Origin of the sequence: Streptosporangium album, from assembly GCF_014203795.1 — a bacterium.
Taxonomy (GTDB): Bacteria; Actinomycetota; Actinomycetes; order Streptosporangiales; family Streptosporangiaceae; genus Streptosporangium; species Streptosporangium album.
This window is the reverse complement of record NZ_JACHJU010000001.1, coordinates 4813682-4836595: the sequence shown is the minus strand read 5'-3', so window position 1 is coordinate 4836595 and position 22914 is coordinate 4813682. Positions and strand designations below refer to the sequence as shown.

23 protein-coding genes and 1 pseudogene are annotated in these 22914 nt (G+C 68.8%); 7 read left to right on the top strand and 17 right to left on the bottom strand.

Annotated elements, in window-relative coordinates; translation table 11 throughout:
* Positions 1-49: 49 nt before the first annotated feature.
* The 6 genes from FHR32_RS23085 to FHR32_RS23060 all read right to left on the bottom strand — a co-directional run bounded on the left by FHR32_RS23085 (position 50) and on the right by FHR32_RS23060 (position 7182).
* Positions 50-1444: an NAD(P)/FAD-dependent oxidoreductase gene (locus FHR32_RS23085; RefSeq protein ID WP_184756660.1), complete on the bottom strand. Its 1395-nt coding sequence runs from the start codon at positions 1442-1444 to the stop codon at positions 50-52.
* A 171-nt stretch (positions 1445-1615) separates the two neighbouring features.
* Complete coding sequence (locus tag FHR32_RS23080; protein WP_184756206.1) at positions 1616-2449, bottom strand: ABC transporter permease; 834 nt, start codon at positions 2447-2449, stop codon at positions 1616-1618.
* Entirely contained in the window at positions 2446-3297 is an 852-nt protein-coding gene (locus FHR32_RS23075) for an ABC transporter permease (RefSeq protein WP_184756205.1), read from the bottom strand. The genes FHR32_RS23080 and FHR32_RS23075 overlap by 4 nt, the downstream gene beginning before the upstream one ends.
* Before the next feature lie 6 nt (positions 3298-3303).
* Positions 3304-4545 (bottom strand): ABC transporter substrate-binding protein, encoded by a 1242-nt coding sequence (locus tag FHR32_RS23070; protein WP_184756204.1) that lies wholly within the window; start codon positions 4543-4545, stop codon positions 3304-3306.
* Positions 4546-4553: 8 nt separating this feature from the next.
* Positions 4554-5699, bottom strand: coding sequence for an ABC transporter ATP-binding protein (locus FHR32_RS23065; protein ID WP_184756203.1), 1146 nt, complete (start codon positions 5697-5699; stop codon positions 4554-4556).
* Between the two features lie 25 nt (positions 5700-5724).
* Complete coding sequence (locus FHR32_RS23060; RefSeq protein WP_184756202.1) at positions 5725-7182, bottom strand: gamma-aminobutyraldehyde dehydrogenase; 1458 nt, start codon at positions 7180-7182, stop codon at positions 5725-5727.
* Positions 7183-7376: 194 nt separating this feature from the next.
* Between FHR32_RS23060 and FHR32_RS23055 the strand changes: the two genes are divergently transcribed.
* Positions 7377-7871 carry an Lrp/AsnC family transcriptional regulator gene (locus FHR32_RS23055; RefSeq protein WP_184756201.1) on the top strand — a complete coding sequence of 165 codons (495 nt, stop codon included), beginning with the start codon at positions 7377-7379 and terminating at the stop codon, positions 7869-7871.
* Between the two features lie 31 nt (positions 7872-7902).
* On the opposite strand, the pseudogene FHR32_RS44645 reads toward FHR32_RS23055, so the two are convergent.
* Together FHR32_RS44645 and speB are read right to left on the bottom strand one after the other, a co-directional pair.
* Positions 7903-8052: pseudogene (locus tag FHR32_RS44645) on the bottom strand (cytosine permease); the annotation flags it as partial.
* Between the two features lie 47 nt (positions 8053-8099).
* The gene (speB, locus tag FHR32_RS23050) at positions 8100-9062 is read right to left on the bottom strand and encodes an agmatinase (protein WP_184756200.1); all 963 of its coding nucleotides are present in this window, start codon (positions 9060-9062) and stop codon (positions 8100-8102) included.
* A gap of 111 nt (positions 9063-9173) precedes the next feature.
* On the opposite strand from speB, the gene FHR32_RS23045 reads away from it, so the two are divergent.
* Entirely contained in the window at positions 9174-10628 is a 1455-nt protein-coding gene (locus tag FHR32_RS23045) for a PucR family transcriptional regulator (protein ID WP_184756199.1), read from the top strand.
* Positions 10629-10693: 65 nt separating this feature from the next.
* Here FHR32_RS23045 and FHR32_RS23040 read toward each other — a convergent pair whose 3' ends face one another.
* The gene (locus tag FHR32_RS23040; protein ID WP_184756198.1) at positions 10694-11230 is read right to left on the bottom strand and encodes a DivIVA domain-containing protein; all 537 of its coding nucleotides are present in this window, start codon (positions 11228-11230) and stop codon (positions 10694-10696) included.
* Positions 11231-11332: 102 nt separating this feature from the next.
* On the opposite strand from FHR32_RS23040, the gene FHR32_RS23035 reads away from it, so the two are divergent.
* Together FHR32_RS23035 and FHR32_RS23030 are read left to right on the top strand one after the other, a co-directional pair.
* The gene (locus tag FHR32_RS23035; protein WP_312882623.1) at positions 11333-12028 is read left to right on the top strand and encodes an ATP-binding cassette domain-containing protein; all 696 of its coding nucleotides are present in this window, start codon (positions 11333-11335) and stop codon (positions 12026-12028) included.
* Positions 12025-12699 carry a hypothetical protein gene (locus FHR32_RS23030; RefSeq protein WP_184756196.1) on the top strand — a complete coding sequence of 225 codons (675 nt, stop codon included), beginning with the start codon at positions 12025-12027 and terminating at the stop codon, positions 12697-12699. The genes FHR32_RS23035 and FHR32_RS23030 overlap by 4 nt, the downstream gene beginning before the upstream one ends.
* A gap of 59 nt (positions 12700-12758) precedes the next feature.
* On the opposite strand, the gene FHR32_RS23025 is transcribed toward FHR32_RS23030, so the two are convergent.
* Positions 12759-13946 carry an ATP-binding protein gene (locus tag FHR32_RS23025; RefSeq protein ID WP_312882622.1) on the bottom strand — a complete coding sequence of 396 codons (1188 nt, stop codon included), beginning with the start codon at positions 13944-13946 and terminating at the stop codon, positions 12759-12761.
* A gap of 574 nt (positions 13947-14520) precedes the next feature.
* On the opposite strand from FHR32_RS23025, the gene FHR32_RS23020 reads away from it, so the two are divergent.
* Both FHR32_RS23020 and FHR32_RS44640 read left to right on the top strand, forming a co-directional pair.
* Positions 14521-15291, top strand: a complete 771-nt coding sequence (locus FHR32_RS23020) for an amino acid--tRNA ligase-related protein (protein WP_246466283.1) — start codon at positions 14521-14523, stop codon at positions 15289-15291.
* Positions 15292-15319: 28 nt separating this feature from the next.
* Positions 15320-15439 (top strand): amino acid--tRNA ligase-related protein, encoded by a 120-nt coding sequence (locus FHR32_RS44640; RefSeq protein WP_246466282.1) that lies wholly within the window; start codon positions 15320-15322, stop codon positions 15437-15439.
* Positions 15440-15484: 45 nt separating this feature from the next.
* Here FHR32_RS44640 and rlmN read toward each other — a convergent pair whose 3' ends face one another.
* Positions 15485-16609, bottom strand: coding sequence for a dual-specificity RNA methyltransferase RlmN (gene rlmN, locus FHR32_RS23015; protein ID WP_184756194.1), 1125 nt, complete (start codon positions 16607-16609; stop codon positions 15485-15487).
* Between the two features lie 64 nt (positions 16610-16673).
* On the opposite strand from rlmN, the gene FHR32_RS23010 reads away from it, so the two are divergent.
* Positions 16674-17756 (top strand): suppressor of fused domain protein, encoded by a 1083-nt coding sequence (locus tag FHR32_RS23010; RefSeq protein ID WP_184756193.1) that lies wholly within the window; start codon positions 16674-16676, stop codon positions 17754-17756.
* A gap of 53 nt (positions 17757-17809) precedes the next feature.
* On the opposite strand, the gene FHR32_RS23005 is transcribed toward FHR32_RS23010, so the two are convergent.
* The 6 genes from FHR32_RS23005 to FHR32_RS22980 form a co-directional block, all read right to left on the bottom strand.
* Positions 17810-18655 (bottom strand): phosphatidate cytidylyltransferase, encoded by an 846-nt coding sequence (locus FHR32_RS23005; RefSeq protein ID WP_184756192.1) that lies wholly within the window; start codon positions 18653-18655, stop codon positions 17810-17812.
* A gap of 50 nt (positions 18656-18705) precedes the next feature.
* Complete coding sequence (frr, locus tag FHR32_RS23000; RefSeq protein WP_184756191.1) at positions 18706-19263, bottom strand: ribosome recycling factor; 558 nt, start codon at positions 19261-19263, stop codon at positions 18706-18708.
* 9 nt (positions 19264-19272) lie between these two features.
* On the bottom strand, positions 19273-19971 hold the full coding sequence (gene pyrH / locus FHR32_RS22995) for a UMP kinase (protein WP_221465518.1): 699 nt from the start codon (positions 19969-19971) through the stop codon (positions 19273-19275).
* Positions 19972-20099: 128 nt separating this feature from the next.
* A complete protein-coding gene (tsf, locus tag FHR32_RS22990; protein ID WP_184756189.1) occupies positions 20100-20933 on the bottom strand; it encodes a translation elongation factor Ts in 834 nt (277 codons plus the stop codon).
* Between the two features lie 107 nt (positions 20934-21040).
* Entirely contained in the window at positions 21041-21982 is a 942-nt protein-coding gene (rpsB, locus tag FHR32_RS22985) for a 30S ribosomal protein S2 (protein ID WP_184756188.1), read from the bottom strand.
* A 278-nt stretch (positions 21983-22260) separates the two neighbouring features.
* A complete protein-coding gene (locus tag FHR32_RS22980; protein WP_221465517.1) occupies positions 22261-22863 on the bottom strand; it encodes an ArsR/SmtB family transcription factor in 603 nt (200 codons plus the stop codon).
* Positions 22864-22914: the final 51 nt, after the last annotated feature.

Sequence of the window (22914 nt, the reverse complement as noted above, 5' to 3'; positions counted from 1 at the left end):
CCGCCGCGGGTGGCCCCGGTGCAGACCGGGACCACCCGCGGGACACCGCCTACGAGTCGAACCCGAGGCCCATCCGGTCCAGGGTGCGCAGCCAGAGGTTGCGGCGGCCCTGGTGGAGGTCGGCCTGGGCGATCGACCAGCGGGTCATCTGGATCCCGGCCGAGCGGACCGGTTCGGGTGGGAAGGGGAGCGGCTTCTCCTTCACCATCCGCAGCTCGGTCCGCTCGGTCCGCTCCCCGGCCAGCAGGTCGAGCATGACGTTCGCCCCGAAGCGGGTCGCGCCGACACCCATGCCGGTGTAGCCGGCGGCGTAGGCGAGGCGCCCGCCGTGCGACTGGCCGTAGAAGGCGCTGAACCGGCTGCAGGTGTCGATGACGCCGCCCCACCTGTGGGTGAAACGCAGCCCGGAGAGCTGGGGGAAGGTGGTGGCGAAGTGTCCGGCCAGCTTGACGAAGGTCTCGTCGCGCTGTTCGTACTCCGGCTTGATCTTGCCGCCGTTGTAGTAGACCGCGTCGTAGCCGCCCCAGAGGATGCGGTTGTCGGCGGTCAGCCGGTAGTAGTGGAACTGGTTGGCCGAGTCTCCGACCCCCTGCCGGTTGTGCCAGCCGACGGAGGCCAGCTGCTCGGCCGAGAGCGGTTCGGTCATCAGCGCGTAGTCGTAGACGGGCACCAGGAAGTGCTTCAGCCGCCGCAGCAGCGGCTGGAACACGCCGGTGCCGAGGGCGACCCTGGCGGCTCTGACGGTGCCGTGCGGGGTGAGCAGCTCCATGGCCGCATGGGTGTCCTTGATGTTCCTGACCGGCGTGCGCTCGTAGATGCGCACGCCCACCGAGAGGCAGGCCTGCCGGAGTCCCCAGGCGAGCCGGGCGGGGTCGACCATGGCGCAGCCGTCGCGTTCCCAGAAGCCGCCGATGTAGGTGGGGGAGTTCACCTCCGCCCGGGTCTGGTCCGCGTCGAGGACGTCGAAGCGGATGCCCAGCTCGTGGGCGATCCGGACGCTCTCGTTCATCTCGTCGAGCTGCCAGGGCTCGGTGGCCACGTTCAGCTCGCCGGTCCGTTCGTAGCCGCAGTCGATGTCGTAGCGGGCGACGGTCTCGCCGATCTCGTCGAGGTTCTCGGCACCCAGTCGTTCGAGGGTGGAGATCTCCTCGGGCCAGCGCTCCAGCCCGTTGGCGATCCCGTGGGTGAGCGTCGCCATCGCGAAGCCGCCGTTGCGGCCGGACGCCGCCCAGCCGATCCTGCGCCCTTCCAGCAGGACCACGTCGAGCGACGGATCGCGTTCCTTGGCCATCAGGGCGGCCCACAGCCCCGAGAAGCCTCCACCGACCACAGCCAGGTCGGCGGTCGTGTCCTTGAGGAGCCGCGGCAGCGGCTCGGGTTTCGCCGGACTGTCGAGCCAGTACGGCTTGCGCTCCGCGTCAGCAAGAGCCTTCAGCGGATCCACAAATCTCACTTCCCTACGGTGAGTCAGAGTTTTTTGTGTGTATCGCGTGGTCGCGGAGACCACGCGCGGGTTCCCCCCGCCTGAGTCCGATCTCGCCTCCCTGTTCTCTGCCGAGGATCTGGGTACACCGAAGCCCCGTGCCGCCGGTGGCGGCACGGGGCTTGACGGCAGCTAGGTGCGGCGGCGGGAGATCACCGTGTTGAACACGGCGATCGCGACGCCTATCGCGAATATAAGCGTTCCGATGATGTTGACCTGAGGCGGCACCCCGATACGGGTGGCGCCCCAGATCCAGAGCGGGAACGTCTGGGTGGCTCCGCTGGTGAACTGGGTGATCACGAAGTCGTCGATGGAGAGCGCGAACGCCAGCAGCGCGCCCGCGACGACGCCGGGCAGGATCATCGGGAACGTCACCCGCCAGAACGTCACCCAGGTGGACGCGCCCAGGTCCCGGGCCGCCTCCTCGATCGACGGGTCCAGTCCGATCACCCGGGCCCGCACGGTGATGGCCACGAACGACAGGGAGAACAGCACGTGCGCGACGACCACGGTCACGAAGCCCGTCTGCACCCCGCTGCTGATGAACAGCGACAGCAGCGAGGCTCCCATGACGAGCTCCGGTGAGGCGATCGCGGCGAACATCACCAGGTTGGTCGCGCCCTGGCCGCGGAACCGGTAACGGCCCAGGGCCAGGCCCATCAGGGTGCCGATCACCGTCGTGATCACCGTGGAGAGCACGGCGATCTTGAGTGAGTTCTCCACCGCGAGGGTCAGCTCGGGGTAGTCGCCCAGCAGGCCCCACCACTTGAAAGTGAAGCCCTGCCAGGTCACGTTGGACTTGCTCTGGGTGTCGTTGAAGCCGAACACGATCATGACCGCGATCGGCAGGAACAGCCAGGCGATGATGAGCCAGACGTAGGCCTTGAGCACCCGGTCGCCGAACCGGGAGCCGCCGCGCACCCGCGTCGCGGGGGCCGTCGTCTTCTGGGAGGTCATCGTGCTCATCGGGCCGCCGCCTCCAGCACGTTCTCGGTGCCGAGCGCCTTGGCGTAGGCGAAGATGCCGACCAGCATCGCCGCCATCAGCGTGAACGACAGCGCGGCGGCGGTCGGGTAGTCGTTGTTGACGAGATACTGGGTCTGGATGATGTTGCCGATCATCGTGTTCTCCGGGCCGCCGAGGATGCCGGCGTTGACGTAGTCCGCCGTCATCGGGACGAACGTCATCAGCACTCCGGCGAAGACGCCCGGCAGCGAGAGCGGGAGCACGACCTTGGTGAACGCCTGGCGCCTGGCGGCGTAGAGGTCCTGGGCGGCCTCGACCACCCGGGGGTCCACCCGCTCCAGCGCCACGTAGATCGGCAGGATCATGAACGGCAGGTAGTTGTAGACCAGGCCGCCGATCACCGCCACCGTCGTCTGCAGCACGTGGAAGTCGCCGGGCACCAGGCCCGTCGCCTTCAGCGGCCCCAGGAGCATGCCGTCGTCGGCGAGCAGGAACTTCCACGACACCGTGCGCAGCACGAACGACACGAAGAACGGCAGCAGCACCAGCAGCAGGTAGGTGGACTTGCGGGAGCCGCCCTTGAAGGCGATCCAGTAGGCCATCGGGTAGGCCAGCGCGACGGAGATGACCGTCGCGACCAGGCCGTAGCCGGCCGAGCGCAGGAACTGCGTCTGGTACTGCGCCAGGGCGTCGCCGTACACCGAGAAGTCGAACGTCTGGACGAACCCGTTCACCACGTCGCCCTGCTGGGTGGAGACCGAGGCCATGAAGACCATCGGCACCACGAGGAAGATCACCAGCCAGAGGCCGCCGGGCAGGATGAGCAGGTAGGGGGCGAGGCGCTTCATGGCCCGCTAGCCCTGGGTGACCGGCTGGAAGATGGATTCGAAGACCTTCTCCTCGGCCGTGGTCAGGGTCTTGTACGACCGCAGCTTGGCCATGTCGGCGTCGGAGGGGAAGATCAGCGGGCTCTTGGCGATCTGCTCCAGCGAGGCCTTGTCGTCGCCCTTGGCCTTGGCGGCGTCGGCGAGGACCAGTTCCCTGGTGGCGGGGACCGGGGTGATGTAGTTGATGTACTCGACCAGCATCGTGGCGATCTTGGGCTGGTAGACGTAGTCCATCAGCGTCAGGGCGTCCACCGGGTTCTGCGCGGTCTTGGGGATGCACATGTTGTCGGTCCAGATCGTGCCGCCCTCCGCGGGCACCACGAACTTGAGGTCCTTGCCCTCGGCGACCTGCTGGAAGATGTCGCCCGACCAGGCCATGGTGATCCACACGTCGCCCCGGACGAGCGCGTCGACGTAGTCGTTCTCGTAGTACTTGCGCACGAGTCCCGCGTCGCGCTGCTGCCGGAGCTTCTCCCCCGCCTTGCGCCAGTCGGCCTCGGTGGACTTTTCGGGGTCGACGCCCAGGGAGAACATGCCGAAGTTCGCGACCTCCTGGGTGTCGAGCATCATGCCGACCTTGCCCTTGTACTTGGGGTTCCAGAGGTCCTCGATGCTCGTGACCTCGTCCACGTACTTGGGGTTGTAGGCGATGCCGGTCAGGCCGACCGTCCACGGGATGGTGTGGACGTTGCCCGGATCCCAGGTCGGGTTCTTCACCTTCTGGGCGGCGTTGGCGGCGAAGTTCGGCAGCTTGGAGTGGTCCAGCGGGACCAGGTAGCCCAGCGCGATGGCCTTGCTCAGCTGGAGGCCGTTCGTCATGACCATCAGGTCGAAGCCGATGTCGTTGTTGGCGGCGAGCAGCGGCTGGATCTTGCCGAAGAAGGTGGTGTTGTCCTGGATCGCCTCCTGGTAGGTCACCTTGATACCGGTGTCGGCGGTGAACATGTCCAGGGACGGGTAGTCCTTGCCGTCCTTGTCGATGTAGAGCGGCCAGTTGGCGAAGCGCAGGGTGCCGTTCTTCTTCTTGGAGGACCAGTAGTCGGCGACGGCGTCCGCCTTGGGCGCATCCACCTTCTTGCCCTGGACACCGCAGGCGGCCAGAGCCAGGCCCGCCGCGGACAGACCCGCCACGCGGAAGGCGTCACGACGGGTGATCGAACGGCTCTGCGTCATACCCCGCAGGAAGGCCGGGTCGTGGGAAGTGTGCATGGCGGTACTCAACTTCCGATCGCGTACGAGTGGTGCGGCTGCCACGACAACCAGACGGCGTCGCCACGCTCCGCCGTACTCGTGCTGTCGAGCGCGTTCTGCTGGAACACGGTGACCTCGGCGCCGTCGGCGAGACTGACCGCGTAGCTGTTGTAGAGGCCCAGGTAGACCACCTCGGAGACGACGCCGGGCACGACGCTGACGTCGCCCGTCGGCTCCTGCGCGGAGATCGTGATCTTTTCGGGGCGGACGGTGACCGCGATCGGATCGGCGACCCGGAAGTCGTTCCCCGCCACCAGGACCCGGCCCCGCTCGCCCAGCTTGAGCACGGCGGAGCCGGGGACGATCCGGTCCACCGTGCCGTTGAGCAGGTTGGAGGTGCCGATGAAGCCCGCCACGAAGGTGGTGGCCGGGCTCTCGTAGATCTCGCGGGGTGAGGCGAGCTGCTCGACCTGGCCGTCGTTCATGACGGCGATGCGGTCGCTCATGGTGAGCGCCTCGTTCTGGTCGTGCGTGACGTAGACGAAGGTGATGCCGACCTCGCGCTGGATCCGCTTGAGCTCGATCTGCATGGCCTGGCGGAGCTTGAGGTCGAGGGCGCCCAGCGGTTCGTCCAGCAGGAGCGCACGGGGCTTGTTGACCAGGGCACGGGCCAGGGCCACCCGCTGCTGCTGGCCGCCGGACATCTCCCGGGGGCGGCGCTTCTCACGCCCGGTGAGGTCCACGATGTCCAGCATCTCGCCGACGCGGCGTTTGATCTCCGCGTCGGCGACCTTCTTGCGCCTGAGACCGAATGCGACGTTCTCCCAGACGTTCATATGCGGGAACAGCGCATATGACTGGAAGACCATGTTCACGTCGCGCTTGTTGGGCGGGACGTTGGTCACGTCATGGCCGTGCAGCCACACCGTGCCGCGCGTCGGATCCTCGAACCCGGCGATCATCCGCATCGTGGTGGTCTTGCCGCAGCCGGAGGGGCCGAGGAGTGAGAAGAACTCCCCCTCGGCGATCGTCAGAGTGATCCCCTTGACCGCCTGGACGACTTCTCCGTGGGCGAGATACTCCTTGACGACTCCGCCGAGTTCGATGGCGGGCACGGTGGGCGGGTCGGAGACGGCGTCGGCCGCCCCCGGACCCGCCTGAATTTCGGTCATGCCAGGCTTATCCCTCTGTTCGCGGCTATTCGCCGATGTAATGCATGACGTGCTTAACGCGAAGGTAGTCGTGCAGTCCGAAAACGGACAAATCTTTACCGTAACCGGAGTGCTTGAAGCCACCGTGGGGCATCTCCGAGACGAATGGGATGTGGGTGTTGACCCACACCACACCAAAATCGAGACGCTTTGACACCCGCATGGCGCGGCCGTGGTCTGAGGTCCACACCGAACCCGACAGGCCGTACCTGACGCCGTTGGCCTTGGCCACCGCGTCGGCCTCGTCGGAGAAGGTCTGGACGGTGATGACGGGCCCGAAGACCTCGTTCTGCACCATCTCGTCGTCCTGCTGGAGGCCGTCCACGATGGTGGGGGCGAAGAAGTAGCCCTTCTCGCCGATCTGGTGACCACCGGTCAGGACCTTGGCGTGGCCGGGCACCCGGTCGAAGAACGCGGCGACCCTGGCGAGCTGGCCGGCGTTGTTGAGCGGGCCGTACAGGGCGTCCTCGTTGGACAGGTCACCGGTCACGGTGCCCGCGGCCGCCTCGGTGAGCGCGGCGACGAACTCGTCGTGGACGTCCTGGTGGACCAGCACGCGGCACGCGGCGGTGCAGTCCTGGCCGGCGTTGTAGAGGCCCGCCACGGCGATGGCGTCGGCGGCCGCCTTGAGATCCTTGACGTCGTCGAAGACGATGACGGGGGCCTTGCCGCCGAGCTCCAGGTGGACCCGCTTGAGGTCCTCGGCCGCGGACTTGGCCACGGCCATGCCCGCCCCGACCGAACCGGTGATCGCGACCATCTGCGCGGTCGGGTGGCTCACGACCAGGGCGCCGGTCTCACGGTCGCCGACGACGACGTTGAAGACGCCCTTCGGCAGGATCCCACCGATGATCTCGGCCAGCTTGACCGTGGAGACCGGGGTGGTGTCGGAGGGCTTGAGCACGATGGTGTTGCCCGCGGCGAGCGCGGGGGCGATCTTCCAGACCGCCATCATCATGGGGTAGTTCCAGGGCGTGACCTGGCCCACGACGCCGATGGGCTCGTGGCGGATGACGGAGGTGTGGTCGGCGAGGAACTCACCCGACGTCGGGCCCTCCAGCGTGCGCGCGGCGCCCGCGAAGAACCGGAAGTGGTCGGCGGCGATCGGGGTCTCGTCCTCGGCCATGCGCGCACGCGGCTTGCCGGTGTTGCGGCACTCGGCCTCGTTCAGCTCATCGGCCCGCGCGTCGATGGCGTCGGCCACCTTGAGCAGCAGGTTGGCCCGCTCGCCGGGCGTGAGCTGGCTCCACGACTCGAACGCGGCGGCCGCGGCGGCGTAGGCGTCGTCCACATCCTGCTGGCCGGAGATCGGCGCCTGAAGATAGGCCTCTCCGGTGCAGGGATCGATGACGTCGGAGAACCGACCGCTTCTGCCGTCGACATATTCACCGTTAACGTAGTTCCGCAGACGGGTGGGCTCATTGTTCTCAACCGGGGTGGTCAACGTTGACCTCCTTGCGCAGTGGGGCCGAGTTGTCGCGACTCTTACAGAGTAGGTGCCTCGCGACAAGGGATTTCGTTGTGAAGATACCAAATTGCTACGAATTCGCTTGACAGAACCGCCAGAACTGACACCATGTCGCATCGGAGCCGCAACATGTCGGCAACAGCCCCGCAACATGACGCCAGGGAGCGCGGATGACGACGCCGCCCAAGGTACGCCGCGAAAACGACGCCAGGCCGGGTCCCGTGGTCCTCGACGAGATCTCCAAGCAGATCATCGAACAGTTGCAGAGCGACGGGCGCAAGCCGTACGCCGCCATAGGGAAGGCCGTGGGGCTGTCCGAGGCCGCCGTCCGCCAGCGGGTCCAGCGCCTGCTCGACGCCGGAGTCATGCAGATCGTCGCCGTCACCGACCCACTGATCCTGGGGTTCCCCCGCCAGGCCATGATCGGCATCAAGTGCGAGGGCGACCTGGAGATGGTGGCCGACGAACTGTCGGCCATCCAGGAGATCGACTACGTCGTCCTGACCGCCGGATCCCTGGACATCATGGTCGAGGTCGTCTGCGAGAGCGACCAGCACCTCCTGGAGATCCTCGGCAAGATCCGCGCCATCCCCACCGTGCGCGCCACGGAGACCTTCGTCTACCTCAAGCTCCACAAGCAGACCTACTCCTGGGGAACCCGCTGACCCGTATCCGGACCGGCGCCGTACGGCGGGCGCGGCCGTGCACGCCCAGATGGGCCGAAGAGGAGACGGCGTTGTTGGTGCCGTTCACCGGGCCGAGCACGCAGGTGGCGAAGGTGTTCGCCCCGCCGAAGGTCAGGCGGAACAGGTCGAGCGGGCGGGCCGTGCGGTCGGCGTCCGGGATGCGCTCGACACCGTACCGCTAGATCTCGGTGACGGAGGGGGGACGGCTCATGGGCTCTGCTCCGGAAGGGGGGCGGACAGGGCCAGCAGGCTGACCAGGTCGTAGGCGACATGGGAGGCGGCGACCGAGGTGATCTCGGCGTGGTCGTAGGCGGGGGCGACCTCGACCACGTCGGCACCGACCAGGTTGGCCCCGGCCAGACCGCGCAGGATCTCCAGCAGCTCGCGGCTGGTCAGGCCGCCCGCCTCCGGGGTGCCGGTGCCGGGGGCGTGTGCCGGGTCGAGCACGTCGATGTCGATGGAGACGTACAGCGGACGGGCGCCGATCCGCTGCCGGAGCGCGTCCACGACCTCGTCCACGCCCCGGCGCATCACATCGGCCGAGGTCACGATGCCGAAGCCCATGCGCCGGTCGTCTTCGAGGTCCTTCTTGCCGTACAGCGGCCCGCGTGTGCCGACATGGCCGACCGCCTCGGTGTCGAGGATGCCCTCCTCGACGGCCCGGCGGAACGGCGTGCCGTGGGTGTACTCGGCGCCGAAGTAGGTGTCCCAGGTGTCGAGGTGGGCGTCGAAGTGGAGCAGTGCCACCGGACCGTGACGCCGGGCCAGCGAGCGCAGCAGCGGCAGCGCGATCGTGTGGTCGCCGCCGATCGTGACCAGCCGGGTCCCGCCGTCCTGGAGCTCGGTGGCGGCGTGCTCGATCGTCTCGACCGCCTCGCCGATGTCGAACGGGTTGCAGGCGATGTCGCCGGCGTCGGCCACCTGCAGCGTGGCGAACGGCGAGACGTCCAGACCCGGGTGGTACGGCCGGAGCAGGCGACTGGCCTCACGGACCGCCGAGGGGCCGAACCGGGCACCGGGCCGGTAGGAGACCCCGCTGTCGAACGGCACCCCTACCACGGCCACGTCGCAGCGGCCGACCTCGTCCAGTCGTGGCAGCCGCGCGAAGGTCGCGGGGCCCGCGAAGCGCGGGACGCGCGAGGAGTCGACGGGGCCTCGGGGCTCGGTCATGCGGCGCGGTCCTTTCAGGAAATACCAGTTCAGAGAGATGTTTTGGCAATTCTGCGATGTTCCGCCCACTATGTGCAACTGTGTGAGCAACAGAGCAGTACGGTGTTTCTTGTGGCCGAACACAAGCTCACCGTCGAGGACCTGACCAGGTTTCCCGCTCTCCAGCTACGCGTCATGGCCGGCGAGGCCGGCCTGACCCGCTCGGTGTCCTGGGCACACGTCAGCGAGCTCGACGACCCCACGCCCTGGCTGCTCGGCGCCGAGGTCATCATGACGACGGGCATGGCGATCCCCCGCTCGGCGACGCGGCAACGGGCCTACCTCGAACGGCTCGACGACGCCGGGGTGTCCGCGCTGGCCCTCTCCGCCCAGCTCCACGTGCCGCCGCTGCACGAGGCGTTCTTCGCGGCGGCCGAGGAGCGGGGCATGCCGGTACTGGAAGTGCCACTGGCGGTGCCGTTCATCGCGATCGCCCAGGAGGTGGCGGCGGCCGTACAGGAGGATCCCGGCCAGCGGCTCGGCGCACAGCTACAGGTGTTCGGCGCGCTGCGCTGGCTGGCCTCAGAGGATCTGGACACCCCCGCGCTGTTCCGCCGCCTGGAGCGCCTGTCCGGCTACGAGGTGTATCTCTGCACGCCACAGGGGCGCCCGCTGCTGCCCGGCGTCCCGGCCCCCGATCCCGGGGTTCTGCCGAGGTCGGCCGACGCGCCCCCGACGATCCCCGGCGGTTTCGCGCTACCCGTGCCCGCACCGGGTGGTCCCGCCGGGTTCCTGGTGGCCTTCGAGCGGGAGGGCGCCCGCCCGGCCGGGCTGGCGGTGGTGCAACACATCGCCACCGTCGCCGCGCTACGCGTCGCGATGGTCCGCCACGGACGCGAGACGCTCCGGCGGGAGGGCGCCGAGATCCTGGCCGAACTGCTCCAGGACGTGCTCGACCCGGCCACGGCCCGGCGGCGGCTGATCCGGCTGGGGCTGCCGGCCGAGGAGCTCGTCCTGCTGACGGTCCGCGGTGTGCCCGACGACGCGCTGCTCCGTGCCCTCGACGACCACCCCTGCCTCCTGCTCCGCCGGGGCGACGACCGCTACGTGCTCGGCTCGGCGGAACTGGGTACGGCGATCGCCGCGCTGCCCTCGGCCGCCGCCGGAATGAGCAGGCCGTTCCCGGCCGGGACGTCGCTCCGGGTCGCCCGGCGGGAAGCGGTGTGGGCGGCGTCCCGGGCCGCCGAGTCAGGACAGCCGCTGATCCGCTACGGCGACGACACCGCGGGGAGATGGCTGCCCGACGACCCGTCGGTGCTGGCCGCGCTGGTGGAACACGTGCTCGGCGAGGTGCTCCGCTACGACGCCGCCCACGACTCCCAGCTCCTGACCTCCGTCCGCACCTGGATGGAGCGGGACAGGCGCACCGAGGACGCGGCCGCGGCGCTGCATGTCCATCCCAACACCCTGGCCTACCGGCTGCGCCGGTTCACCGCGCTGACCGGCCGTGATCTGTCGTCCACCGGCGCGTTCACCGAGGTGTGGCTGGCGGTCCGGGCGGCGGGGCAGCTCGGCCTCACCGCCTGAGACGTGACCGCACGGCTCGGACCTCACCGGCCGGGGCCGGCGGGCGCGACAGCACGGCTCGGATGTCATCGGCCGAGGCGCGTCTCCAGGACGCCGGCGAGGTCGGCGAGGAACGTGTCCACCTCTCTGACGGCGTAGCCGGGCTTGAGGATCACCGTGGCGAACCTGGCCGACCGCACGTCGCCGGGGGTGACAGGCCGGTCGGTGGTACCGCGCAGGGTGGCGACGACCCGGTCGAGGAAGGTGTCCACCTGATCCTCGTCATAGCCCATGCCCAGCCGCCCGGCCCGGAAGGCGGCCCGTTCGATCCTGGCCGCGTGCTCCTCGGCGCTCGGCTCCGCGCGGGAGGCCACCGGCCCGCCGCCCTCGGCGGACCGGTTCTCGACCGCGACGATGAACGCCTGTAGCGCGAAGTCCACGGCCACCTCGTGGTAACCGCCGAGTTTTGTCCGGAACCGCGCGGCGCGGATCTCGTCGGCGGTGATCGGCTCCCCGTCCGGGGCGCCCCTGCCGAGGGCGCCTTCGATCCGGCGGACCAGAGCGTCAACCTGATCGGGGTCATATCCGGCACGCACCGCCAGCACCCGCGGAAAACGATTCAACCCCAGACCCTTCCCTCCGTTCCGATGTTCTCCATTCTGATCCGGCAGAATCGGTAAAGCGAGTGATCGCGGTAGTGTTGCGGATCTATGCGGCTCTCCGATGTGTCCTTCAGATACTCGCGTCGCGGTCCCTGGGTCCTGCGGGACGTCGATCTCACACTCCGCGCGGGGTCCGTCATCGAGGTCACCGGGCGTAACGGCGCGGGCAAGTCCACCCTGCTCCGCCTGCTCGCCGGGATCATCCCGCCGTCCAGAGGCTCGATCGCCGACCGGCCTCGCGTCGTCGGCTACGCCCCCGACGTCTTCCCCGTGGACCAGCCGTTCACCGTCATCGCCTACCTCACCCACATGGCCCGGATCCGGGGCGTCTCCCCTGCCGGGGCTCGGGAGCCGGCCGGGCGGCTGAACGCGACGCACCTGCTGGACCAGCCGCTCGGCGACCTGTCCAAGGGCAGCGCGCAGAAGGCCGGACTGATCCAGGCGCTGCTGGCCCCGCCCGACCTGCTGATCCTGGACGAGCCGTTCGCGGGCCTGGACGAGCAGACCCGCGCCGAACTCCCCGTGATCATCGGCGAGATCGCCGCGAGTGGCGGGACGGTCGTGGTCAGCGACCACCAGAACCAACTCCAGGACTTCCCCGGCGCCGACCACTGGCTGGTCGACGGCGGAGCGGTCTCCGTCCAGTCCGGCGAGCGGCCGAGGCAGGCGGTCATCGAGGTGATCGTCGACGCCGCGGAGGCCGACGAGGTCGAACAGAAACTCCGTGCCGACGGCCACACCACCAGGAGGATCTCGTGACGGCCTCCCTCGTCCGGTTCAAGCTGGCCGCCTACACCCGGTCCCACCGGCTGTTCCAGCCCATGATCGGGCTGCTGGTGATGCTGGGCGTCTTCTTCTCGGCCCCGGTCCCGCCGGGCAAGGAGCTGTCCTCCTACGCCGACTCGGCCGGGCTGCTCATTCTCGTCTTCGCCTGGGCCACCCGGGGACTGCTCGACACCGAGCCCGCGACCCAGCGGCTGATCTCGATGACGGCGGCCGGCCGGCCCGGCCGGGAGACCGGTGCGGGGCTGCTCGCCGCGCTTGTCGTCAACCTCGGCATGGCGGCGTTCGCGGTCGTGCTGCCCCTGGTCATCGGCTTCACCGCCACGCCCACGGCCGGCGACCTGGCACAGGGCGTCGTGCTGCATCTGCTCGGTCTGAGCGTCGGGACGGCACTGGGCGCGCTGACCAGCAGGCCGATCCTGCCCTCCCCCGCCGTCTCGATGCTGGTCCTGTTCGGCGGCTACCTGGTGCTGCTGCTGGTCGGCATCACCCCGGTGGGCCGTTTCACGGTGCCGATCATGCTCTGGATGCGCGCCGCCAACGCCGGCACGCTCGACGGTGCCCTGCCCACACTCTCCGCCGCGGCACTCTTCTGGACCGCGGCGGGCCTGGTCGCCTACCTACGGCTCCGCCGCACCCGCCCCTGAACGGGGCCCCTCACCGGACGGCGTACGGGCTCTACCAGACGGCCACCGCACCAGAGTCCCTATCGAGGCGCGGCCACCTCCCAGAGAGCGCTCACCGGCATGGCGCGCATACGCTCCCCGAACGGGAGCGTCTGTGTCCCGGTGTAAAGGACCACCCCCACCGCGAAGTCGTCACCGAGACGGCCGGCGAGATGTCGTAGTCCTCGGAAATCATCCGGCCGTACCGTCGACGACGCCTTCACCTCGATGCCGACCACACGTCCCTGGCGGTTCTCCAGAACGGCGTCGACCTCCACCTTGTCCTTGGTGCGATAGTGGAACAGCTCCACGCGTCCGTCGGACCAGGTGAGCTGGCGAGCCAGTTCCATGAGGACGAAGCCCTCCAGGAGCGGGCCGAAGGCGCCGTCGGGACGGAGCAGACTCCTGGAGTCCGCACCCAGGAGGTTCGCCGCGATTCCCGAATCGACGAAGGCGATCTTGGGCGTTCCGACCGCGCGGCTACTGAGGTTGCGTGACCAGGCGGGGATCCGCTTGATCAGAAACACCTCTTCCAGCAGGCTCAGGTAGCGATGCACCGTGCTCGCGGAAAGCCCGATCCCGTTGCCCAAGGACGCGGCGACCAGTAACTGGCCTGACCGGGCGGCCAGCAGCCGGATCAGAGCCCGCATCTCCGTTGTCCGCTCGATCTCCGCCAGCTGACTCACATCACGTGCGATGAGATCCGCCACATAAGAGTCAAGAAACCGCTCCCGTCTGCGGACGTTGGTCCGCGCGACCGCCTCGGGAAATCCACCCCGGACGATCCGCTCCGCATACTCGGCGCGGCTGACCGCCGACGTGTGGTGGAGGTTCTCGCCTTCAGCGAAGATCGCGTCCACGAATCCGTCGGCCGCGCCGTCGATCTCGCCCTGCGAGAACGGCCACAGCTCGATGGTCTCCATCCGGCCGGGCAGCGCATCGGGAAGGGCCCGGAGCCCGAGGATCCGGGCCGAACCGGTCAGAAGGTAGCGACCCGGTCTCGGATCGGAGTCCACCTGCTCCTTGATGGCGAGCAGCAGTTCGGGGGCGCGCTGGATCTCGTCGATCACCATGAGCTCGGGGAACGCCACGAAGCCGGCGGGATCCGCGATCGCGGCCTGCCGGACGGCCGGAGTGTCGAGGTCACGCCATTCCCCCGCACGCCCCTTGGCGAGAAGCCGGACCAGGGTGCTCTTGCCACACTGGCGGGCCCCCGTGACGAGGGTCACGCGTGTGTCGGACAGAGCCTCTTCCACGGCTGTTCCGGCGCGCCGTGGCAGAACCTTGCCGAGAGGAGTCTGTGTGCTGCCGACCATTGGTTCAGGATGGCACAGTCGGTGGTCGGCTGACAGATTGGTCGCTGGGTTGCTGACAGATTGGTCGCTGGGTTGCTGACGTTCTGGTCGCATGGTGGAGCCTCGGCGGAGCGGTACTCCGTTCCCGATTGGCTGGATGAGCGTACGCACAAACGCGGTTGTGGTCCCGGCACGGGAGAACCTAAGCTGCTGCCAACGCGTCGACGGAGACGAGTAGTCCGGGAACAGCGCGGGTCAGAGAGCCACCGGTAGCTGCGAAGGTGGCCCCGCACCCCCGGGCGAAGACACTCCCGAGCGCGGGGAGGAACGGCCCGCCGCATGTCGGCCGGACCCAATGCCCCGCCGGCCGGTCCCCGTCACCGGGCCAGAGCGAGGCCGCGGCCTCACCGGATCCACCGAGCGGCGGTGGCGAAGGTGCGGTGGCACCGCGAGTTCCCTTCTCGCCCGCACTCCCAAGGGATCAGTTCATGCTCCGTGAGGGAATGTGATGATCCATCGGGTTCTCGCCGCCGACCTGCCCCGGCACGTCGGCCGCCATGTCCGTCTCGCCGGATGGCTGCACCGCCGCCGCGAGCTGAAGTCCGTCTCCTTTCTCGTGATCCGTGACCGCTCCGGCCTCGCCCAGGTCGTGCTCCGCCATCCCCGGCTACGGGCGCCTTTTGAGATCGCCGCAGCCGGGGTCGCCGGGTTCCGGGCGGCGCTGGACGGTCTCGGGTTCCTCGAGAGCCAGACTCCGAAGATCGTCGGAACCGCCACCGGGTCGGGGGCGAACGTCTTCGGCATCGACTACTTCGGCCGCCCTGCCTTCCTCGCCCAGTCGCCGCAGTTCTTCAAGCAGGCGCTGGTCGGGGTCTTCGAACGGGTCTACGAGGTCGGTCCGGTCTTCCGGGCCGGACCGCACGACACCGCCAGGCACCTCGCGCAGTACACCAGTCTGGACGCCGAACTGGGCTTCGTCCGTGACCACCGCGACGTGATGGCGGTGCTGCGAGAGGCCCTGGCGGGCATGCACGCGGCGGCGGCCGAGCGCGCCGCCGCGGCTCTGCGACTGCTGGAGATCGAACTGCCCGAAGTCCCGGGCGAGATCCCGGCCATCCACTTCGCCGACGCGCAGGAGTTGCCGGCCCGGCACACCGGTGAGGACCCGAGCGGGGAGCCCGACCTCGCCCCCGCGCACGAGCGCTGGCTGGGCGAGTGGGCGTTGCGCGAGCACGGCTCGGAGTTTCTCTACGTCAGGCGAGGACCCGCAGGCGTATGAGGGCTATCTGGCCGCCTTCGCTCACGGCATGCCTCCGCACGGCGGCTTCGCGATCGGCCTGGAGCGCTGGACCTCGCGGCTGACGGGGGCCGCCAACATCAGGCAGACCACGCTGTTCCCCCGGGACCTGCACCGCCTGACGCCGTAACGGTCCCTCCACCGGGCGGGCGGTCCGCGCGCCCGGTGGGGGGAGTCACTCGGCGGCGGCGAGCTGGCCGCAGGCGCCGTCGATCTCGCGGCCCCGGGTGTCGCGGACGGTCACCGGGACGCCGTGGAACTCCAGGCGGCGGACGAAGGCCCGCTCGTCCTCCGGGCGGGAGGCCGTCCACTTCGAGCCCGGAGTCGGGTTGAGCGGGATCAGGTTGACGTGGACCAGCTTGTTCTTGATGAGCTTGCCGAGCAGGTCGGCCCGCCACTCCTGGTCGTTGATGTCCTTGATCAGCGCGTACTCGATGGAGACACGGCGCTTGGTGACGGCCGCGTAGTTCCAGGCGGCGTCGAGGACCTCGGCGACCTTCCACCGGGTGTTGATCGGCACGAGGGTGTCGCGGAGCTCGTCGTCGGGCGCGTGCAGGGAGAGGGCCAGCGTCACCGGCAGTCCCTCGCCGGCGAGCTTGCCGATCGCGGGGACCAGGCCGACGGTGGAGACCGTGACGCCCCGCGCGGAGATGCCCAGGCCGTCGGGTGCCGGCTCGACCATCCGGCGCACGGCGCCGATCACGGCCTTGTAGTTGGCCAGCGGTTCGCCCATGCCCATGAAGACCACGTTGCTGACCCGGCCGGGGCCACCGGGGACCTCACCGGCGGACAGGGCCCGCGCTCCGGCGACGACCTGCTCGACGATCTCGGCGGTGGTCATGTTACGCGTCAGACCGGCCTGGCCGGTGGCGCAGAACGGGCAGTTCATACCGCAGCCCGCCTGGGAGGACACACACATGGTGGTGCGGTCGGTGTAGCGCATGAGGACCGACTCGACCAGCGCACCGTCGAACAGCCGCCACAGCGTCTTGCGGGTGGTGCCGGCGTCGGTCGTCATCTCCCGGACCGGGGTCAGCAGCTTGGGGAAGAGCGCGGAGGCGAACTTCTCCCTGGCCGCGGCCGGCAGATCCGTCATGAGCTCGGGGTCGCCGTTGAGCTTCTCGAAGTAGTGCCGGGAGAGCTGGTCGGCGCGGAATGGCTTCTCCCCCAGCTCGGCCACCGCCGCCCGGCGCTCGGCCATGGTCAGGTCGGCCAGGTGGCGCGCGGGCTTCGCCCTGCGGGGGGCCACGAAGGTGAGCTGGCCGGGTTCGGGGGCCCCGGGCGGGCTGACAGTCGACAAGTCCAACGCCTTCTCTCGACGGTTACTCGAAGCGGTACTCGACTCTGATCTAGAGTCCGGAGGTATGGCGACAATCCGGCCTTCAGGCGAGCGGGGAGGTGGCGTCGAGGTCGTGCTCACCGACGTCAATCCCTATGGGAGCCGCACCCTGGTGGTCGAACGCGACGAGACTTCCTCGGTAGCTTACCTGTGCGGACCCGGAGGGACGGTGCACGGAGCGGTATGGCTGGCCAATCACGGCCCCGCTCCGGCGGCGATCGACCTGAGCCGCCTGAACTCCGAACTGCCTCCGGCGGCGCCCCGGGCGAACACCCGGCACCCCGACGGCAGGGCGCCGCTGGGCACGCTGCGACCGCTGTGGTTCGAGGAGGGCGACGGCGTCGCCCTGTACGAGAACGACGAGCTACTCGCGGTCATTCCTGGCTGGGCCGACATGAGCAGGGGCATGCCGGGCTACTCCCGCGACGCGGTGGGTGAGTCGCCGTTCGCCTGGTCGCTGGAGGATGCCCATGAGGGACTGGCCCTCCAACTGGCCAAGGCCCGGTCCTACTGGGACTGGCGGGGCAGCGACGGCGCCTGGGCCTCCTTCCAGCAGTTCGTGATGGGCCATCTGGACCGGACGGCCGGAAACCCCGGCCGGTTCTGGGACGCCGGCGGCGAACGGTTGCCGACCGTCGGCATCACCGAGCGGCCACCGGAACGGGACCGGGAGCACACGATCCTGTCGACCGTGGGGATGAGCTGCCAGCGGATGCCCACCGTGGAGCAGTACATCGACCGGCCTGACGCCTACGCGCGGGTGGAGCTCGCCGTCGCCACCGCCGGCGACGCCCGGGACGCGGCCCGGCTCTTCCTGTGGCTGGGCCAGTATCCATGGCACTCGGTCACCTGGCTCGGCCACGGCCACACCGCGAAGTGGTATCACCGGCCGGAGACGTTCCCGCTGGGCTCCGCCTACAGCGGTGTCATCCTGCTGAGCGGGCTACCGGGCCTGCCCGACCTGTCGGGCTTCACCTTCGGCGGAGACGCCGTGCGGTGGCTCTGGCTGGTCCCGATCACCGCCGACGAGCTGCGTCTGGTCGCGGAGAACGGCTACCGGGCGCTGCTCCCCCACCTGTCGGCCGAGCGGCTCACCCGGGCGGAGTGATCACGCCGCCCGCCTCTGTGGGGTGAACGCCGCGGCGGCGTGAGGGCGGCGGCTCAGACGAGCAGGGTGAGCAGCACCCAGACCGGGATCAGCGCGGCGACGAGGGAGTCGAGCCGATCCATCAGACCGCCGTGGCCGGGCAGTACGCTGCCCATGTCCTTGACACCGAGGTCACGCTTGATCACCGACTCCACCAGGTCGCCGAGCGTGGCGAAGACCACCACGACGGCACCGATCAGCACGCCCTTCCAGACGGCGTCGTCCAGCAGCCACGCCACCAGCCACCCGCCCACGGCCATGCACGCCAGCGCCGACCCGGCGAAACCCTCCCAGGTCTTCTTCGGGCTGATCAGTGGGGACATCCTGTGCCTGCCGAGCGAGATCCCCGCGAAGTATCCACCGATGTCGCTGGCGACCGTGGTGGCGATGAAGACGACCACCCGGTCGGGACCGTCGAGCGGAGCTCTGAGCAGCAGCGCCACGAACCCGGCGAGCAGTGCGGGGTAGACCGTGACCAGGATGGTGGCGGTGGTGTCGCGGACATAGCCGTCGGTGCCCTGGAACATCCGCCAGATCATCAGGACGAGCACGGTCATGGCGAAGATTCCGAGCAGCCACGCCGGGCCGCCCTGGTAGGCGCCGCCGATCATGGCGGCCATGCCGACGAGGACGGGGATCAACGGGATGTTGATGTCCCTGGCCGCGAACGACTTGACCAGTTCCGTCACGCCGATGCCCACGGCCGCGATCACCACGGCGAGGAAGAGCACCTTGACGAAGTAGAGAGAGCCGATGATCACGGCTCCCAGACCGGCACCCACCGCGATCGCGACGGGAAGATTCCGGCCGGTACGGCTACCGCCCGCCGCAGGTTCCAAGGGGGTCCTACTCTCATACACAAAATCCTTGTCCCGCGCGGGAGGCCCACGCGAGACAAGGATTCCCGGGATCAGACTTCGAGCAGCTCGGCTTCCTTGTGCTTGAGCAGCTCGTCGATCTTGGCTACGTGCTTCTGGGTGAGGTCGTCGAGCTCCTTCTCCGCGCGACGCACCTCATCCTCACCGGCCTCGCTGTCCTTGACCATCTTGTCAAGGGTCTCCTTGGCGCTGCGGCGGATGTTGCGGATGGAGATCCTGGAATGCTCCGCCTTGCTCCGGGCGACCTTGATGTACTCCTTGCGACGCTCCTCCGACAGCTCCGGGAAGGCCACACGGATGACCTGGCCGTCGTTGCCGGGGTTGACGCCGAGATCGGAGTTACGGATCGCCTTCTCGATCGCGGCCATCGAGCCCTTGTCGAAGGGCTGGATGATGACCATGCGAGCCTCGGGGACGTGGAACGAGGCCAGCTGCTGAATGGGGGTGGGTGTCCCGTAGTACTCAGCGCTGATCTTGTTGAACATCGACGGGGTGACGCGGCCCGTGCGGATGCCCGCGAAGTCGTCCTTCGCCACCGACACGGCCTTGTCCATCTTTTCCTCGGCTTCGAGGAGGGTTTCGTCGATCACAGCGGCTCCCTATTTCCCTGCCGGACTCACCAGCGTGCCGATCTTTTCACCACGCACCGCCCGCAGGATGTTGCCCTCGCCCATGAGGTCGAAGACGACGATGGGCAGACCGTTGTCCATGCACAGGCTGATGGCGGTGGCGTCCATCACACCGAGACCGCGGGTCAGCACCTCACCATATTCGAGGTGGTCGAACCGGACGGCGTCGGGGTTCTTCCGGGGGTCGGCGTCGTAGACGCCGTCCACCTGGGTGCCCTTGAGCAGCGCCTCGGCACCGATCTCCAGCGCGCGCTGTGCGGCGCAGGTGTCGGTGGAGAAGAACGGCGAACCGAGCCCGGCCCCGAAGATGACCACGCGCCCCTTCTCCAGGTGGCGGATGGCACGGCGGGGCAGGAAGGGCTCGGCGACCTGCTGCATGGTGATGGCGGTCTGGACGCGGGTGTCGATGCCCCGCTTCTCCAGGAAGTCCTGAAGGGCCAGGCAGTTGATCACCGTGCCGAGCATGCCCATGTAGTCGGCCCTGGCGCGGTCCATGCCACGTTCGGACAGGGCCGCGCCGCGGAACATGTTTCCGCCACCGACGACGACCGCCACCTGCACGCCCTCGCGGACGGCCTCGGCGATCGAGTCGGCGAGATGGCCGACGACGAGGGGATCGATTCCCAGCGGCTCCCGGCCGGCGAACGCCTCGCCCGACAGCTTCAACATGACCCGCTTCCAACGGAGCGGGCCCGAATACGACGAAACCGCCGACGTAGCGGGTTCTGGATTCTCCGGCACGGCGACGGCCTCCTCGTTTTGGTGCGCTGCTGCTACTGAGAGAAGCTGGGTTAAGACTAAGCCTGCCCGACCTTGAAGCGGACAAAAGCCTCGACCTTGACACCGTTCTCATCGGCGAACTTCGCGATGGACTTCTTGTTGTCCTTCACGAAGGCCTGCTCCAGCAGGGTGAAGTCCTTGTACCAGCCGTTGACGCGACCGTCGACGATCTTGCCGATGGCGGCCTCGGGCTTGCCCTCCTCGCGGGTCATCTCCTCGAAGAGCGCGCGCTCCTTCTCGATGACGTCGGCGGGGACGGCGTCGGGGTTGAGGTACTTCGGAGCCATCGCGGCGGCGTGCTGCGCGATGTCCTTGGCGACCTGCGGGTTGGCGGAGTCGAGCTGCACGAGCACGCCGACCGTGGGCGGAAGCTGCGGGTCGGTCTTGTGCATGTAGGAGCCGACGAAAGCCCCCTCGAGCACCGCGAAACGACGGATCTCGATCTTCTCGCCGAGCGCGGCGTTGGCCTCGTCCAGGTGCGCCTTGACGGACTTGCCGTCGAGGCCGGACTCGAGCAGGGAGGGCACGTCGGCCGGCTTGGTGGCCAGGATGTGCGCGACGACCTGGGTTGCGAGCTCCTGGAAGCGCTCACCCTTGGCGACGAAGTCGGTCTCGCAGTTGAGCTCGAGCAGCGCGGCGGCGGAGTCGCCGGCCTGCTTCAGAGCGACCAGGCCGTTGGAGGCGGTGCGGGCCTCACGCTTGCCGACGTCCTTGGCGCCCTTGAGACGCAGGAGCTCGACGGCGCGGTCGAAGTCGCCCTCGGACTCCTCAAGAGCCTTCTTGCAGTCCATCATGCCGGCGGCGGTCAGCTCACGAAGCCGCTTGACGTCGGCCATGTTCACGGAAGCCATTGTCTTTCCTCGTGGGAATCGTCGTGGATCGGGTGGGTGCGCTCGGCTGAGCGCACCCACCCGGAAAGGGCCTTGCGGGTCGTACGGCCGGGCCGTACGGAAAGGACCTAGGCCTGCTTCTCGGCGTCGGCGTCGTTCTCGGCGACCGGAGCGGCCGGGGCCTCGTCGGCGACCGGAGCGGCCTCGGCCTCGGCGACCGGAGCCTCCTCAGCGACCGGAGCGGCCTCGGCGACCGGAGCGGCCTCGGCTGCGGCCGGAGCGGCCTCGGCGCCGGAGAGCAGCTCCTGCTCCCACTCGGCCAGCGGCTCGGCGCCACCGGCGACGGCCGGCTTGTCGTCGCCGCGGTTGGCGCCGGCGCGGGCCATGAGGCCGGCGGCGACGGCGTCGGCGACGACGCGGGTCAGCAGGCCGACGGCGCGGATGGCGTCGTCGTTACCCGGGATCGGGTAGTCGACCTCGTCCGGGTCGCAGTTGGTGTCGAGGATCGCGACGACCGGGATGTTGAGCTTGCGGGCCTCGCTGATCCCGATGTGCTCCTTCTTGGTGTCGACGACCCACACCGCGCTGGGAACGCGGGACATGTCGCGGATACCGCCGAGGGTGCGCTCCAGCTTCTCCTTCTCACGACGGCGCATGAGGAGCTCCTTCTTGGTGAGCCCCGACGCGGCGACGTTGTCGAAGTCGAGCTCCTCGAGCTCCTTCAGACGCTGAAGCCTCTTGTGCACGGTGGAGAAGTTGGTGAGCATGCCACCCAGCCAGCGCTGGTTGACGTACGGCATGCCGACGCGCGCGGCCTGCTCGGCGATGGCCTCCTGGGCCTGCTTCTTCGTGCCGATGAACATGATCGTGCCGCCGTGCGCGACGGTCTCCTTGACGAAGTCGTAGGCCCGGTCGATGAAGGCCAGCGACTTCTGCAGGTCGATGATGTAGATGCCGTTGCGCTCGGTGAAGATGAAGCGCTTCATCTTCGGGTTCCAGCGACGGGTCTGGTGACCGAAGTGGACGCCGCTCTCAAGCAGCTGTCGCATGGTGACGACGGGGGTGGACATGTGATTGTCCTCCAGGTCGGAGCGCCTGGACGGGCGCTGTTCTCGGTTGACGCGGCAGCCTGCGACTGTCGCCCTGATACCCCGAACCGGCTCCTCCCGGGCTCTCACCCGGACCGAGGGAACGATTCTTGACGGGGCATGCGAAGTCGGCCTGTGAGTGACAGGCCATCGAAAAGTGTACCCGCAACCGCACCTCACCCTGACCTCAGCGCGTCAAGGCCACCCTGATCATTCCTGATCATTCCGGGAGGGTCTTCCGGCCGGCATCGCCGTTTGGATCACTCGCGGGGGATTCCGTGCGGCCGCCGCTCGACGCGCGGAAAGAGGCTCACCTGCGCCTCGGAGATCCGGGCTCCGGCCGGAGCGTGCGCCCGGTCCCGGGTGGCGGCCCGGTAGGGGGTGAGCAACTCGTCGATCTGTTCGTTCAGCCGCTTCAACTCCTCGGCGTCCACCAGCAGGAGGGTCCGGTTGAACACCGAGGCCGCCCGCCACTCGGGAGACTCGCGGTCGAAGTTGCCCATGACCCGGGTCACCTCGTCAGCCGCCTGGTCGCGCACGGCCTTGATCAGCAGATCCTTCGCCGCCCGGACCTCGGGTCGGTCATCCGGCTCGGGGGTGACGGTCAGACTGCCGCCGGAGGCGACCTGCCACAGTCGCTCCCTGCCGTCGCCGCGCGCCGGAGCGTCCTCGGCGAAGCCGTACTTGGCGAGCATGCGCAGGTGGTAGCTCGCCGCGCTCGGCGTGACGCCGACGACCTCGGCGACGTCGGTCGCGGTGGCGGGCCCCTCCGCCTGGAGCCGGTTCAGGATGGCGAGCCGCGCGGGATGGGCGAGCGCGCGCATCGCCGTGGGATCGGTGAGCGGCCTCCGTGCCTCGGTCATGTGCAAACCGTACCCATTTTTGCTCTGAAGGATTGCCTTCACATCTATGAA